At 66.7% G+C, this 14,510-nt stretch carries 9 protein-coding genes; 7 read left to right on the top strand and 2 right to left on the bottom strand.

Features of this window, described 5'->3' with window-relative positions:
* The first annotated feature begins 39 nt into the window (after positions 1–39).
* From UB43_RS03100 to UB43_RS03125, 6 genes are all read left to right on the top strand, one after another.
* On the top strand, positions 40–585 hold the full coding sequence (locus tag UB43_RS03100; RefSeq protein ID WP_045208294.1) for a DUF4256 domain-containing protein: 546 nt from the start codon (positions 40–42) through the stop codon (positions 583–585).
* 150 nt (positions 586–735) lie between these two features.
* A complete protein-coding gene (locus UB43_RS03105) occupies positions 736–1,818 on the top strand; it encodes an efflux RND transporter periplasmic adaptor subunit (RefSeq protein ID WP_052969493.1) in 1,083 nt (360 codons plus the stop codon).
* Entirely contained in the window at positions 1,818–4,859 is a 3,042-nt protein-coding gene (locus UB43_RS03110) for an efflux RND transporter permease subunit (RefSeq protein WP_045208296.1), read from the top strand. The genes UB43_RS03105 and UB43_RS03110 overlap by 1 nt, the downstream gene beginning before the upstream one ends.
* Before the next feature lie 96 nt (positions 4,860–4,955).
* Positions 4,956–5,960, top strand: coding sequence for a GlxA family transcriptional regulator (locus UB43_RS03115; RefSeq protein WP_045208297.1), 1,005 nt, complete (start codon positions 4,956–4,958; stop codon positions 5,958–5,960).
* A 27-nt stretch (positions 5,961–5,987) separates the two neighbouring features.
* Positions 5,988–6,230: a DUF1272 domain-containing protein gene (locus UB43_RS03120; RefSeq protein WP_045208299.1), complete on the top strand. Its 243-nt coding sequence runs from the start codon at positions 5,988–5,990 to the stop codon at positions 6,228–6,230.
* 9 nt (positions 6,231–6,239) lie between these two features.
* Positions 6,240–7,406, top strand: coding sequence for an MFS transporter (locus UB43_RS03125; RefSeq protein WP_045208302.1), 1,167 nt, complete (start codon positions 6,240–6,242; stop codon positions 7,404–7,406).
* Positions 7,407–7,601: 195 nt separating this feature from the next.
* On the opposite strand, the gene nfuA is transcribed toward UB43_RS03125, so the two are convergent.
* Together nfuA and UB43_RS03135 are read right to left on the bottom strand one after the other, a co-directional pair.
* Positions 7,602–8,186 carry a Fe-S biogenesis protein NfuA gene (gene nfuA / locus UB43_RS03130; protein WP_045208304.1) on the bottom strand — a complete coding sequence of 195 codons (585 nt, stop codon included), beginning with the start codon at positions 8,184–8,186 and terminating at the stop codon, positions 7,602–7,604.
* Positions 8,187–8,357: 171 nt separating this feature from the next.
* On the bottom strand, positions 8,358–10,646 hold the full coding sequence (locus UB43_RS03135) for a fatty acid cis/trans isomerase (RefSeq protein ID WP_045208307.1): 2,289 nt from the start codon (positions 10,644–10,646) through the stop codon (positions 8,358–8,360).
* Positions 10,647–10,817: 171 nt separating this feature from the next.
* Here UB43_RS03135 and metH point away from each other — a divergent pair, with 171 nt between their 5' ends.
* Positions 10,818–14,510: a methionine synthase gene (gene metH / locus UB43_RS03140; RefSeq protein WP_045208310.1), complete on the top strand. Its 3,693-nt coding sequence runs from the start codon at positions 10,818–10,820 to the stop codon at positions 14,508–14,510.

Genomic DNA, 14,510 nt, shown 5'->3' on the forward strand with positions numbered 1-14,510 from the left:
TTACTCTCTGACCTGCAACCCCTGCCGAGAGTATGCAAGATGAATGCGAAGCAACGCGACGCCCTGCTGGCCACCCTGCAGGCGCGGTTCAAGCAGCACCCCGAGCGCCACAAGGGCATCGACTGGACGGAAGTCCAGGCGCGCCTGGAGGCCGCCCCGGCCAAGCTGAAAGCGCTGGAGCAGATGGAAGAAACCGGCGGCGAACCCGACGTGGTCGGCCGCGAAAGCGCCAGCGGCGCCTTGCTGTTCTTCGATTGCTCCGCCGAGACCCCGGCTGGCCGGCGCAGCCTCTGCTATGACCGCGAGGCGCTGGACGCACGCAAGAAGGACAAGCCCGCCGGCTGCGCCACCGAGCTGGCCGCGCAGATCGGTATCGAGCTGCTGGACGAGGCGCAGTACCGCCAGTTGCAGGAGCTGGGCAGCTTCGACCAGAAGACCTCCAGCTGGCTGCGCACCCCCGGCTCCATGCGCAAGCTGGACGGCGCGCTGTTCGGCGACCGCCGCTACGAGCGGGTGTTCACCTACCACAACGGCGTGCAGTCCTACTACGCCGCGCGCGGTTTTCGCGGTGTGCTGATGGTTTAGAGGCGCTCATCTGTAGGCCTTTTCTGAACGATTCCTGTACCGCTACCGAACTTTCCCAGGGCCGGCCGGCAGCCCTTGATTCATGTCAGACGGATTCCTCCGAGCGGCGCGCAGCCTTGCCACACCCGCTCAGATCAAGAGGAATCCCGCGTGAAAACGCCCGCCTGCCTTCTGCTCGCCGGCCTGCTGGCCGGCTGTGGCCCGACGCCGTCGGCGCCGGTCGAGATCGTGCGCCCGGTGAAGCTCTACAGCGTACCCGCCGCCACTGCCGAAGGCGTGCGTCAGTTTCCCGGCCAACTGGTGGCCTCGGACGAAGTCGACCTGTCCTTCCGCCTCGCCGGCCATCTCAAGACCCTGACAGTGAAACAGGGCCAACGCGTGGAGCGTGGCCAGCTGATCGCCGAACTCGACGACGCCGACCTGCGCCTGCGAGTACGTGATCGCGAAGCCAGCTACAACCTCGCCCGCGCCCAGTACCAGCGCGTCGCCACGCTCAACGAGCGGCAACTGGTGGCCCGCGCCGAGCTCGACCAGCGCAAGGCCCAGCTGGATTCCGCCGAGGCCGCGCTGAAGCTGGCCCGTCAGGAACTCGGCTACGCGCGCCTGACCGCGCCGTTCGACGGCGTCATCGCCCAACTGCCGGTGCAGAACCACCAGATGCTGCAACCCAAGCAGACGGTGGCGATCCTGCAATCCGCCGACACCTATGACGTGCAGTTCCAGTTGCCGGAAAGCCTGCTGGAGCGCGTCGACGGCGCCAGCCTGCGCAGCGACTACCAACCCATCGTGCGCCTGGCGCGCGTGCCTGGCCGGGACTTCCCCGCGCACTACAAGGAGCACAGCACCCGCCCCGATCCCGCGACCCTGAGCTACACCGTCACCCTGACTCTGGAGCGGCCGAAGGACGTCACCCTGCTGCCGGGCATGAGCGCCACCGTCGAGGTCGATTTCGCCCGGCTCGGCCGCGATGCGCCGGCAGTCCTGCGGGTGCCGGTGGAAGCGGTCTTCAGCGCCGACGACGGCGCGCCGGGGCAGAGCCAGGTGTGGGTAGTGAAAGGCGACGGCGATGCGCTGCGCGTTGAACGCCGCACGGTGCAACTTGGCCAGCCCGGTGCCGAAGGCATCCGGATTCTGTCGGGGCTGGAGCCGGGCGAGCGCATCGTCGCCGCCGGCACCACCGAACTGCGTGAAGGCCAGGCAGTGCGTCCGTGGCAACGCGAGCGGGGGCTGTGATGGACTTCACCGGCTATTTCCTGAAAAACAAGGTCGGCAGCTGGATCGTCATCCTCCTGCTGGCCCTCGGCGGCCTCTACGCCATCCTGGAAATCGGCCGGCTGGAAGACCCGGCCTTCACGGTGAAGACCGCGGTGGTCGCCACCCGCTACGCCGGCGCCTCGCCGCAGCAGGTGGAAGAGGAGGTCACCTACCCGCTGGAAAACGCCATCCAGCAACTGGCCTACGTCGACAAGCTGACCTCGATCTCCAGCGCCGGCCTCTCGCAGATCACCGTCAACGTGAAGCCGCAGTACCGCGCAGGCGACTTGCCGCAGATCTGGGACGAACTGCGGCGCAAGGTCAACGATCTCGCCCCGCACCTGCCGCCGGGCGTTTCGCCGCCGCAGGTGAACGACGATTTCGGCGACGTGTACGGCATCCTCCTGTCGCTCTCCGGCCAGGGCTACAGCTACCAGGAGCTGCGCGACTACGCCGACTACCTGCGCCGCGAGCTGGTGCTGGTGCCGGGCGTGAGCAAGGTGGTGGTTTCGGGGTTGCAGGCCGAACAGGTGCAGGTGGATGTCTCGCGGGAAAAGATGACCGCCATGGGTGTGCCGCTGACTCGCCTGGTGAACCTGCTGAACCGTCAGAACCTGGTGTCCGACGCCGGCAGCCTGCGCGTCGGCAGCGAGAGCATTCGTCTGCACCCCACTGGCGAATTCACCGACGTCTCGGAGCTTGAGCAACTGCTGGTCAGCGCACCGGGCAGCGCCCAGCTGATCCGCCTGGGCGACATCGCCACGGTGAAACGCGGCTTCACCGACACCCCCAGCCACCTCTGGCGCGCCGATGGCGAAGCGGCCCTGGCGCTGGGCATCGCCTTCGCCCCGCAGGTGAACGTGGTGAAGGTCGGCGACGCCGTGCACCTGCGCCTCGACCAGCTGGAAAGCGAACGCCCCGCCGGCATGCAACTGACGCCGTTCTATGACCAGGCCGTGGAAGTGCACGGCGCGGTGAACGGTTTCCTGCTCAGCTTCGTCCTGGCGCTGGCCATCGTGGTCGGCACACTGCTGGTCTTCATGGGCCTGCGCAGCGGCCTGGTGATCGCCGGAGTGCTGGCGCTCAACGTGCTCGGCAGCCTGCTGCTGATGTACCTGCTGGGCATCGAGCTGCAGCGCATCAGCCTCGGCGCGCTGATCATTTCCCTGTGCATGCTGGTGGACAACGCCATCGTCGTGGTCGAAGGCGTACTGGTCGGTCGCCTTCGCGGCCAGGGCATCGACGCCGCGATCCGCCATATCGTCCGCCTCACCGCCCTGCCCCTGCTGGGCGCCACGGTGATCGCGGTGCTGGCCTTCGCGCCCATCGGCCTGTCTTCCGACTCCACCGGCGAATACTGCCGCTCGCTGTTCGACGTGCTGCTGGTGTCGCTGCTGCTCAGCTGGATCACCGCCATGACCCTGGCGCCGCTGTTCGCCCGCTGGGCCTTCGAGAAAATGCCGCTGAAGGCCGACAGCGCGGAGCCTCACGCTGGATGGCTGTACCGCGCCTACCGCGGCCTGCTGGAAGCCTGCCTGCGCCAGCGCGCGCTGACCCTGGGCGTGCTCGCCCTGGCGCTGGCCGCCTCGCTGCTGGGCTTCGCCCAGGTGCGGCAGAACTTCTTCCCGCCGGCCAACACGCCGATGTTCTTCGTCGACCTGTGGCTGCCGCAGGGCACGGCCATCGAGCACACCCGCGACCTGGCCGCCGAGATCGACCGGCACATCACCGCCCTGCCGGGCGTCGAGCGCACCGTCACCAGCATCGGCCAGGGCGCACCGCGCTTTATCCTCACCTACGGTGCCGAGCGCCAGCACGGCAACTACGCGCAAGTGCTGGTGCGCACCGAGAACCGCGCGCAGATTCCAGGGCTGATCGCCGACCTGCAGCATTACCTCGACGAGCACTACCCGCAGGTGCAGACCGGCCTCAAGCGCCTGATGTTCGGCCCGTCCAACGGCAGCGCCATCGAAGTGCGCCTGACCGGCCCGAACCCGCAGGAACTGCGCCGCCTCGGCGCGCGGGTGGGCGACATCCTCGCCGCCGACCCGGTCGCCACCGGCGTCGGCCATGACTGGCAGGCCCGTGCGCTGCTGGTCCGCCCACAGTTCAACGAAGCCCGCGGCCGCGAACTGGGCATCGACAAGGGCGACCTGGACAGCCTGCTGCGCATGAGTTTCAGCGGCCTCTCCGTCGGCCTCTACCGCGACGGCACGCAGCAATTGCCCATCGTCGTGCGCGAACGCGACCTGGACGCCGGGCAGATCAACGACCTGATGCTGTGGAGCCCGGTGAGCCAGCGCTACCTGCCCATCGAGCAGGTGGTCGGCGGCTTCGACAGCGTCTGGGAAGACCCGCTGATCCTGCGCCAGGACCGCAAGCGCACGCTGACGGTGATGGCCGACATCGCCCCGCAGAGCGGCGAGACCTCCTCGCAATTACTCGCCCGCGTGCGCCCGCAGATCGAGGCGCTGCAACTGCCACCGGGCTACGAACTGGCCTGGGGCGGCGACCTGGAAAGCTCCGGTGATGCCCGCAATGGCGTGCTCGGCAGCCTGCCCATGGCCTTCCTGGCGATGTTCATCATCACCGTGCTGATGTTCTCCTCGCCGCGCAAGGCGCTGCTGATCTGGCTGACCGTGCCGCTGGCGATGATCGGCGTGACCGTCGGCTTCCTGCTCACCGGCATTCCCTTCGGCTTCATGGCGCTGCTCGGGCTCTTGAGCCTGTCCGGCATGCTGGTGCGCAATGGCATCGTGCTGCTGGAGGAAGTCGACAACCTCGCCGCCGGCGGCCAGCCACCGCGCGAGGCGCTGGTGAACGCATCCTGCGCACGCCTGCGGCCGATCTGCCTGACTGCGCTGACCACCATCCTCGGCCTGGCTCCCCTGCTGCTGGACGCGTTCTTCCAGAGCATGTCGGTGGTGATCATGTTCGGCCTGGGTTTCGCCACGCTGCTGACGCTGATCGTGCTGCCGGTGCTGTATGCCAGCGCGTATCGGCTGGAGGCGGCCAGGTAGGCTGGCCTGAGGATTGGCAAGATTCGTGGGATGACTGACGTTGCCGCCAGCGTCGGCCACCGCCACACTCGTGACATCCAATGAACGAGTGTCGCCATGGAATCGCTGCGCCGGATCGCCTGCCTGCTCTACCCCGAGGTCATGAGCCTGGACATCACCGGCCCTTTGCAGGTGTTCGCCTCGGCCAACGTCGAGCGCCAACGCCAGGGCCTGGCGCCAATCTATGAACTGCTGGTACTGGGCGAACAAGCCAGGCCGGTGGCAACCTCGGCCGGCATTCGCATCTGCGCCGACAGGGCGTGGCGGGAAGTCGAGCCCGCCACCCTGGATACCCTGCTGGTACCGGGTGGGCTGGGCGTTCCGGCGCAATGCGAAAACACCGACCTGCTGCACTGGCTGGCTGCCGCCGAACCCCAGGTGCGCCGGCTCGGCTCGGTGTGCTCCGGCGCGCTGATTCTCGCCGCGGCCGGTGTGCTCAACGGCCGCCCGGCCACCACGCACTGGGCGGATGTCGATGAGCTGTGCAGCGACTACCCCGAGGTGCTGGTCCAGGGCGACCGCCTGCATACCTACGATCCGCAGCGCCGGGACGGCGACGATCATGTATTCACCTCGGCCGGCGTCACCGCCGGCATCGACCTCGCCCTGGCGCTAGTGGAAGCCGACCTCGGCCGCGCACTCGCCCTGGCCGTGGCACGGCGGCTGGTGATGTTCCTCAAGCGCCCCGGCGGGCAGGCGCAGTTCAGCCACTGGCTGACCCCGGAGCCGAGCCGCACGCCGCGCCTGGCGGCATTGCTGGAATGGATCCCGGCCAACCTGGGCTGCGATCTGTCGCTGGAGGTTCTGGCCGAACAGGCGTGCATGAGCCCGCGCACGCTGTCGCGGGTGTTCATCAGCGAACTGGGCATGGGGCCCGGCCGCTACGTCGAGCGGGTGCGCCTGGAAGCGGCCCGCGCGCTGCTGCAGGACGCCCAGGCGTCGATCAGCACGGTGTCGCGGCTGTGTGGCTTCGGCCACCCGGAGAACCTGCGCCGTACCTTCCACAAGCACCTGGCGATCAGCCCGCAGGAATACGCCGAGCGCTTCGGCCAGTTGCACTGACTTCACTCCACAGCAAAGGACTTTGCCATGCTCGAACTCCGCCCCGGCTGCGAATGCTGCGACCGCGACCTGCCCGGCGACAGCGCCGACGCTCGCATCTGCAGCTTCGAATGCACCTTCTGCACCGACTGCGCCGAACAGGTGCTGCACGGCCATTGCCCGAACTGCGGCGGCGAACTGGTACCGCGCCCGCGCCGGCCACTGGAGAAGCTGGCGGCCAACCCGGCCTCGACCCAGCGCGTGCGCAAGCCTGCCGGCTGCCAGGGCTGAGGGCGGAGCATGCTGCTGCGCACTCCGGCGATCCGCCTGCTGTTCACCAGCCAGGCGCTGTACTGGTCCTGCTCGCTGATCGGCATCACCCTCACCTCGCTGGTAGGCGCGCAGCTCACGCCGATCAACAGCCTGGCCACACTGCCCCTGGCAATCCTGGTGCTGGGCAACCTGCTGGCGGTACAGCCGTTGTCGCTGTTCATGCAGCGCCATGGTCGCCGACGCGGGCTTTTGCTGGGCGCGGCCTGCGGCGTGCTGGGCGGGCTGCTCTGCGCGCTGGGCGTGTGGCTGGCGGATTTCCTGCTGTTCTGCCTCGGCGCGCTGCCCATCGGGGCTTACCAGGCATCGGCGATGTACTACCGCTTTGCCGCGCTGGAGGCAGTGGATGAGTCACACAAGGGCCGCGCCACGGCCTACGTGATCGGCGGCGGAGTATTGGCGGCACTGCTCGCGCCGAGCCTGGCGCTGTGGTCGCGCAACGCCCTGCCGGCGCCCTTCGTGGGTTCCTATCTGGCGATTGCCGCGCTGGCGCTGGTCGCCCTCGCCGTGCTCAGCCGCCTGCCGGAAGGTGCAGCGCCCGCACCATCCACCGGCGGCTGGAAGGTGATGCGCGAGCTGCTGTCGCGCCCGGCGATCCGCGCGGCCATGGCCTGCACTGCCGCCGGCCACGGGCTGATGATCCTGATCATGAACGCCACGCCGCTGGCCATGAGCTTCTGCGGGCTGCCGCTGGAGCGCTCGGTGAGCGTGATCCAGTGGCACGTGCTGGGCATGTTTCTCCCTGCCTTCGTCGCCGGCCCGCTGGTGGATCGCCTCGGCGGGCGCCGGGTGGCCTGGGTCGGCATGGCGCTGCTGGCAGTGAGTGCGGCGGTGGCGTTGAGCGGTCAGTCGGTGGCGCAGTTCCTCATCAGCTCACTGCTGCTGGGCATGGGCTGGAATCTGATGCTGGTGGCCGGCACCACGCTGCTCGCCTTCGGCCATGCGCCGCAGGAGCGCGGGCACGCGCAGGGGCTGATGGAGCTTGGTAATGGCAGCCTGGCGGCGCTGATGTCGTTCAGCTCCGGCGCGCTGATCACCAGCGTCGGCTGGAGCGCGGTGAACCTGCTGGTCTGGCCGGTGCTGCTGGTGGCGCTGGTGATGCTCTGGTCGGGACGGCGGGAAGTGGCGCGGGCCTGAGGTTTTTTGGGTTGCCAATGCGGTTCGCGAGCAAGCTCGCTCCTACAAAGAGCGCCGAGGCCAACCTGTAGGAGCGAGCTTGCTCGCGAACCACCCCGCATCCGCAACGGACGTCGCTCCCTGCGTCAGGCCCGATGCAGCCCAAACGAAAAAGGCGACCCGAAGGTCGCCTTTTCGCTGCTCGATCGCCTGCCTTCAGTAGTAGGCGTTCTCGCGGTTGCTGTGGTCAGTGACGTCACGCACGCCCTTCAGCTCCGGGATGCGCTCGATCAGGGTCTTCTCGACGCCATCCTTCAGGGTCATCTCCACCGCGCCGCAGCCCTGGCAACCGCCGCCGAAACGCAGCACGGCAATGTTGTCCTCGACCACGTCCACCAGGCTCACCTGGCCGCCGTGGCTGGCCAGGCCGGGGTTGATCTCGGTCTGCAGGTAGTAGTTGATGCGCTCGGTGATCGGGCTGTCTTCATTGACCATCGGCACCTTGGCGTTGGGCGCCTTGATGGTCAGCTGGCCGCCCATGCGGTCAGTGGCGTAATCGACCACGGCGTCGTCCAGGAACGGCTCGCTGATGGCGTCGATGTAGGCGGTGAAGGCTTTAAGGCCGACCGGGGTGTCTTCCGGCTTCTGCTCGCCCGGCTTGCAGTAGGCGATGCAGGTTTCGGCGTACTGGGTGCCCGGCTGGGTAATGAAGATGCGAATGCCGATGCCGGGAGTGTCCTGCTTGGACAGCAGCTCGGCCAGGTAATCCTGTGCGGCTTCGGTGATGGTGATAGCGCTCATGGCAACTCCTCGCAAACGTGGCGCCAGTTTACGCCATTCGGGGGTAAGGGATAAAGCCCTACTGATTTAGTAGGAATAATTCGCAGCTGGATGCACGGCAGGTAACTCCCTGTAGGAGCGGGCCATGCCCGCGATCACGGGCATGGCCCGTTCCTACAAAGAGCGTACCGATCAGAGGTTCTCGTAGCGGTTCATGTCCAGCACGCCCGCCTCCACCGGCTCGGTTTCGCGCAGGTAGGCATCCAGGTCGTGGAAGTAGAACCAGAACTGCGGATTGCTGCGACGCACTCCCCAGCGATCGGCGACGCGCTCGAAATCCTGTGGCGTCTTGACCTGTTCCAGGGCGCCGACGAAATCCCGCACCTCGGCCGCCTTCAGGTTGAACATGAAGTTCGGGTAGCTCGACAGCACGCCCGGATAGATAGTCAGTGTGTCCAGCCCCGGCTGGTAGCGCAGCGACTCGCCCGTCATGAAGGCCACGTTGCTGTGCGCACGGTTGCGCAGCACGGTGTAGATCTCGCGCTGGCCGTCCGGCAGCTCCACGCGCAGGATGGTCGCCTCCGGGAACTGGTCGATCACCGGCAGCCCGGCGGCCGGGCGGCTGACCAGCCGGCTGAAGGCCTGCTCGGCGTCCTGCAGCGGCGCGGCGACGGTGTTGCGATAGCAGGCGCCGTTCTCGCACAGGTTGATCGGGTCCGGCCGCGCATTGAGCGCCACGTAGTTCTTCAGCAACTGCCTGGCGAAAGCCGGCTTGGCCCCCTTCTCCGGCAGGAACAGCCCGGTCGGCGCATCACTGTCGTTGTTGTAGTAGTCGGCCCACATCTTCAGCTTGCCGCTGTTCTGGTACCAGTCGTCGAGCAACTGCTTGCGCGCGCCGACGGGCATCAGGCGCAGGAAGTTCTGCTCGGCGCCATTGCGGATCAGGTCGAAGTACAGCCGCGTCTGCGCCTGGTGGGCGACGTTGCCGAACACGTCGAAGTTCACCACCAGCCCGTAGTAGGTGCGCTCCAGCAGCGGATAGTCGAGCCACCAGATGGTCTGCGGCACGCCGCCGATCAGGCCCTTGCGCACCGAGGCGCTGTCGTACTGGCGGAAGATGCTCAGCACCGCATTGTCGTTGCCGGCCCAGATGTCCGCCCAGGTCGGCGCCGGCGCATCGTCATAGATGTCCTGGCGCAGCTCTTCGTACTTGTTGCGCTTGTCGCGGTAGGAGCGCCACTGGGACAGCATGGCGCCCATGTCGTCGATCTGCCCCGGCAGCGCCAGCAGCGGCGAGGCCTGGTGCTGGAATTTCGGGTCGGTGACGTAGAGATCGTGGTCCGGGTCCTGGAACAGCGCCCAGAAATTATCGCGGATCACGTCGGTGGCAATCTGCCCGCGGCACACCGGCCCGCGGATGAAGGTGCGGACGAAGTACTCGGCGTTGTCCAGCATGAACTGGTAGCGCGCCCGCGCCGGGATCGCCTCGAAGGTCACGAAGGGATTGGCGCGGTGCTGCAGGCCATAGCCCGGCACCTTGTCGGTGTTCCAGTCGCTGCCGTAGAACAGCTCCTGGTTGCGCTTGAGGTGAGCCTCGTTGAGCGGATAGGTAATGTGCGTCTTGTGCACGATCACGCCCTGGATGGGCCACAGGCGGTAGTAGAAGGTATTGCCCGGATCATCGTTGGGCCGGCGCGTGGCGATAGGGTCGATGGGCTGGCCGCTGGGCGTGCGCGAACGCACCAGCTGGAAGAAATGCCCCGGTTCACCGCGCTCGGTGAAGTACAGGTGAGCGAGGAAAAGATGCTCGTAGATCCAGCGCTGGACCAGACTCTGGCGTGCGCCGGGCTGGTTGAGGAAGGCTTCCCAGTCGGCGATCTGCGCAGCCTCGCCGGCGCCCGGCTGCCAGGCCTGTTCGTCCACCGGCGCGCCCTGGGCCAGCCAGGTCCTGATGGTTTTCAGCTGCTTGTCGCTCAGGCCGGTGACGGCGAAGGGCATGCCGCTGCGCGGGTTCTTCGCCACGAAGTCGTCGATGGTCTCGGGCGTCGGGCACTGGTTGGTGCGGTTGATCGACAGGTCCAGCCCATCGGGAATCTTCGCGTTGGGCACCAGCGGGTGGTCATGTCCGAGGTCGATCATCCGAGCCATCAGCGCCGCCTGGCTGCCGCGACCGTCGAGCACCGACCAGAAGTCCTTGCGCCGCCAGGCATCCGCGCCCTGGGCATCGAGGAACAGGCGGGTCGGGTCCTGCGCCTTGGTACGCGCGCCGTCATACACCGGCAGCTTGTTCGCTCCGCGCTGCGCGCCTTCGGCGGCCGTCAGGTTGAGCTGGCAAGGCGAGTCGTAGCAGGCGTGGCAGGCCACGCATTTCTCGGTGAAGATCGGCTGGATGTCCTTGGTGTAGGACAATCCGCCCGCCTGGGCCAACGCCGAAAACGCCAGGCCAGCGATAAGCAACGTGAAGCGGACTCGCAGGGACATGAAGGGCTCCAAACATCAGGATGGAGCGGATTCTAGCGGGAGTGCCGGCGCAATGCGCTCCAACCAAAGGCGGAACATGAAGAATCCTCATGTAAAACCGCGCCCGATCAAATTTCCTGCAGCTTTGTTATCATCAGCGACCTTTCGTCACGCCTTTTCCCGAGAACTCCAATGATCGACCGTGCCGCACGCCTGCAAGCCCTCCAGCAAGCCCTCAAGGAGCGCATCCTGATCCTCGACGGCGGCATGGGCACCATGATCCAGAGCTACAAGCTGCAGGAAGAGGACTACCGTGGCGCGCGCTTCGCCGACTGGCCGAGCGACGTGAAGGGCAACAACGACCTGCTGCTGCTCAGCCGCCCGGACGTCATCCAGGCCATCGAGAAGGCTTACCTCGACGCCGGCGCGGATATCCTCGAGACCAACACCTTCAACGCCACCCGCGTGTCCCAGGCCGACTACGACATGCAGGAACTGGCCTACGAGATGAACGTCGAGGGCGCGCGCCTGGCCCGTGAAGTGGCCGACGCCAAGACCGCCGAGACCCCGGACCGCCCGCGCTTCGTCGCTGGCGTCCTCGGCCCGACCAGCCGCACCTGCTCGATCTCCCCGGACGTCAACGACCCCGGCTTCCGCAACGTCACCTTCGACGAGCTGGTGGAGAACTACAGCGAATCCACCCGCGGCCTGATCGAGGGCGGCGCCGACCTGATCCTGATCGAGACCATCTTCGACACCCTCAACGCCAAGGCCGCGATCTTCGCCGTGCAGGGCGTCTATGAAGAACTGGGCGTCGAGCTGCCGATCATGATCTCCGGCACCATCACCGACGCCTCCGGCCGCACCCTGTCCGGCCAGACCACCGAGGCCTTCTGGAACTCGGTGCGCCACGCCAACCCGATCTCCGTCGGCCTCAATTGCTCCCTCGGCGCCAAAGAGCTGCGCCCGTACCTGGAAGAGCTGGCGACCAAGGCCGGCACCCACGTCTCCGCGCACCCCAACGCAGGCCTGCCGAACGCCTTCGGCGAGTACGACGAGACCCCGGCGGAAATGGCGGTGGTCGTGGAAGAGTTCGCCTCCTTCGGCTTCCTCAACATCATCGGCGGCTGCTGCGGCACCACGCCGGGCCACATCGAGGCCATCGCCAAGGCCGTGGCCAAGTACGCGCCGCGCGCCATCCCGGATATCCCGAAAGCCTGCCGCCTGTCCGGCCTGGAACCCTTCACCATCGACCGCAACTCGCTGTTCGTGAACGTCGGCGAGCGCACCAACATCACCGGCTCGGCCAAGTTCGCGCGGCTGATCCGCGAGGAGAACTACGCCGAAGCGCTGGAAGTGGCGCAGCAGCAGGTGGAAGCCGGCGCCCAGGTGATCGACATCAACATGGACGAGGGCATGCTCGACTCCAAGGCGGCCATGGTGAAGTTCCTCAACCTGATCGCCTCCGAGCCGGACATTTCCCGCGTGCCGATCATGATCGACTCCTCCAAGTGGGAAGTGATCGAAGCCGGCCTGAAGTGCATCCAGGGCAAGGGCATCGTCAACTCGATTTCCATGAAGGAAGGCGTCGAGCAGTTCAAGCACCACGCCCGCCTGTGCAAGCGCTATGGCGCCGCCGTGGTGGTGATGGCGTTCGACGAAGCCGGCCAGGCCGATACCCAGGCGCGCAAGGAAGAAATCTGCCAGCGCTCCTACGACATCCTGGTCAACGAAGTGGGCTTCCCGCCGGAAGACATCATCTTCGACCCGAACATCTTCGCGGTCGCCACCGGCATCGAGGAACATAACAACTACGCGGTCGACTTCATCGAGGCCTGCGCCTACATCCGCGACAACCTGCCCTACGCCCTGACCTCGGGCGGGGTGTCCAACGTGTCGTTCTCGTTCCGTGGCAACGACCCGGTGCGCGAGGCGATCCACTCGGTGTTCCTCTACTACGCGATCCAGAACGGCCTGACCATGGGCATCGTCAACGCCGGCCAGCTGGAGATCTACGACGAGATCCCGCAGGAGCTGCGCGACAAGGTCGAGGACGTGGTGCTCAACCGCAGCCCGGATGCCACCGAGGCGTTGCTGGCCATCGCCGACAACTACAAGGGCGGCGGCGCGGTCAAGGAAGTGGAAGACGAAGAGTGGCGCAGCCACAGCGTCGAGAAGCGCCTGGAGCACGCTCTGGTCAAGGGCATCACCACCTTCATCGTCGAAGACACCGAGGAATGCCGCCAGAAGTGCGCGCGCCCCATCGAAGTCATCGAAGGCCCGCTGATGAACGGCATGAACGTGGTCGGCGACCTGTTCGGTGCCGGCAAGATGTTCCTCCCGCAGGTGGTGAAATCCGCCCGCGTGATGAAACAGGCCGTGGCGCACCTGATCCCCTTCATCGAAGCGGAAAAAGGCGACAAGCCCGAAGCCAAGGGCAAGATCCTCATGGCCACGGTGAAGGGCGACGTGCACGACATCGGCAAGAACATCGTCGGCGTGGTGCTGGGCTGCAACGGCTACGACATCGTCGACCTGGGCGTGATGGTCCCGGCCGAGAAGATCCTGCAGACCGCCCGCGAGCAGAAGTGCGACATCATCGGCCTGTCCGGCCTGATCACCCCGTCGCTGGACGAGATGGTCCACGTCGCCAAGGAAATGCAGCGGCAGAACTTCAGCCTGCCCCTGCTGATCGGCGGCGCCACCACCTCCAAGGCGCACACCGCGGTAAAGATCGACCCGCAGTACAGCAACGATGCGGTGGTCTACGTCACCGACGCCTCCCGCGCGGTGGGCGTGGCGACCACCCTGCTGTCCAAGGAAATGAAGCCCGAGTACGCCCGCAAGTTGCGCGAGGAATACGCGGAGGTGCGTGAGCGCACCGCCAACCGCAGCGCGCGCACCGAGCGCCTCACCTACGAACAGGCCATCGCCGCCAAGCCGCAGTTCGACTGGGCCGGCTACCAGCCGCCGGTGCCGAGCTTCACCGGCGTCAAGGTGCTCGACGACATCGACCTCAACGTACTGGCCGAGTACATCGACTGGACGCCCTTCTTCATCTCCTGGGACCTGGCCGGCAAGTACCCGCGCATCCTCACCGACGAAGTCGTGGGCGAAGCGGCCACCAGCCTGTTCAATGACGCCCAGGCGATGCTGAAGAAGCTGATCGGCGAGAAGCTCATTCGCGCCAAGGCAGTCTTCGGCTTCTGGCCGGCCAACCAGGTGCACCACGACGACCTGGAAGTCTACGGCGACGACGGCCACAAGCTGGCCACCCTGCACCACCTGCGCCAGCAGACCATCAAGCCCGACGGCAAGCCGAACTTCAGCCTGGCCGACTTCGTCGCGCCCAAGGACAGCGGCGTGAAGGACTACGTCGGCGGCTTCATCACCACCGCCGGCATCGGCGCCGAGGAAGTGGCCAAGGCCTACGAGGCCAAGGGCGACGACTACAGCGCGATCATGGTCAAGGCGCTGGCCGACCGCCTCGCCGAAGCCTGCGCCGAATGGCTGCACCAGCGCGTGCGCAAGGAATACTGGGGCTATCAGCCCGAGGAGCACCTGGACAACGACGCGCTGATCAAGGAGCAGTACGTCGGCATCCGCCCGGCGCCTGGCTACCCGGCCTGCCCGGACCACACCGAGAAAGGCACGCTGTTCAAGCTGCTCGACCCGAAAGGCCTGTCCGGCGTGACCCTGACCGAGCACTACGCCATGTTCCCCGCCGCGGCCGTCAGCGGCTGGTACTTCGCCCATCCCCAGGCGCAGTACTTCGCCGTCGGCAAGGTCGACAAGGACCAGATCGAGCGCTACAGCGCGCGCAAGGACCAGGAGATCGGCACCAGCGAACGGTGGCTGTCGCCGAACCTGGGGTACGACAACTGA

Source organism: Pseudomonas sp. 21, from assembly GCF_000955805.1.
Classification (GTDB): Bacteria; Pseudomonadota; Gammaproteobacteria; order Pseudomonadales; family Pseudomonadaceae; genus Pseudomonas.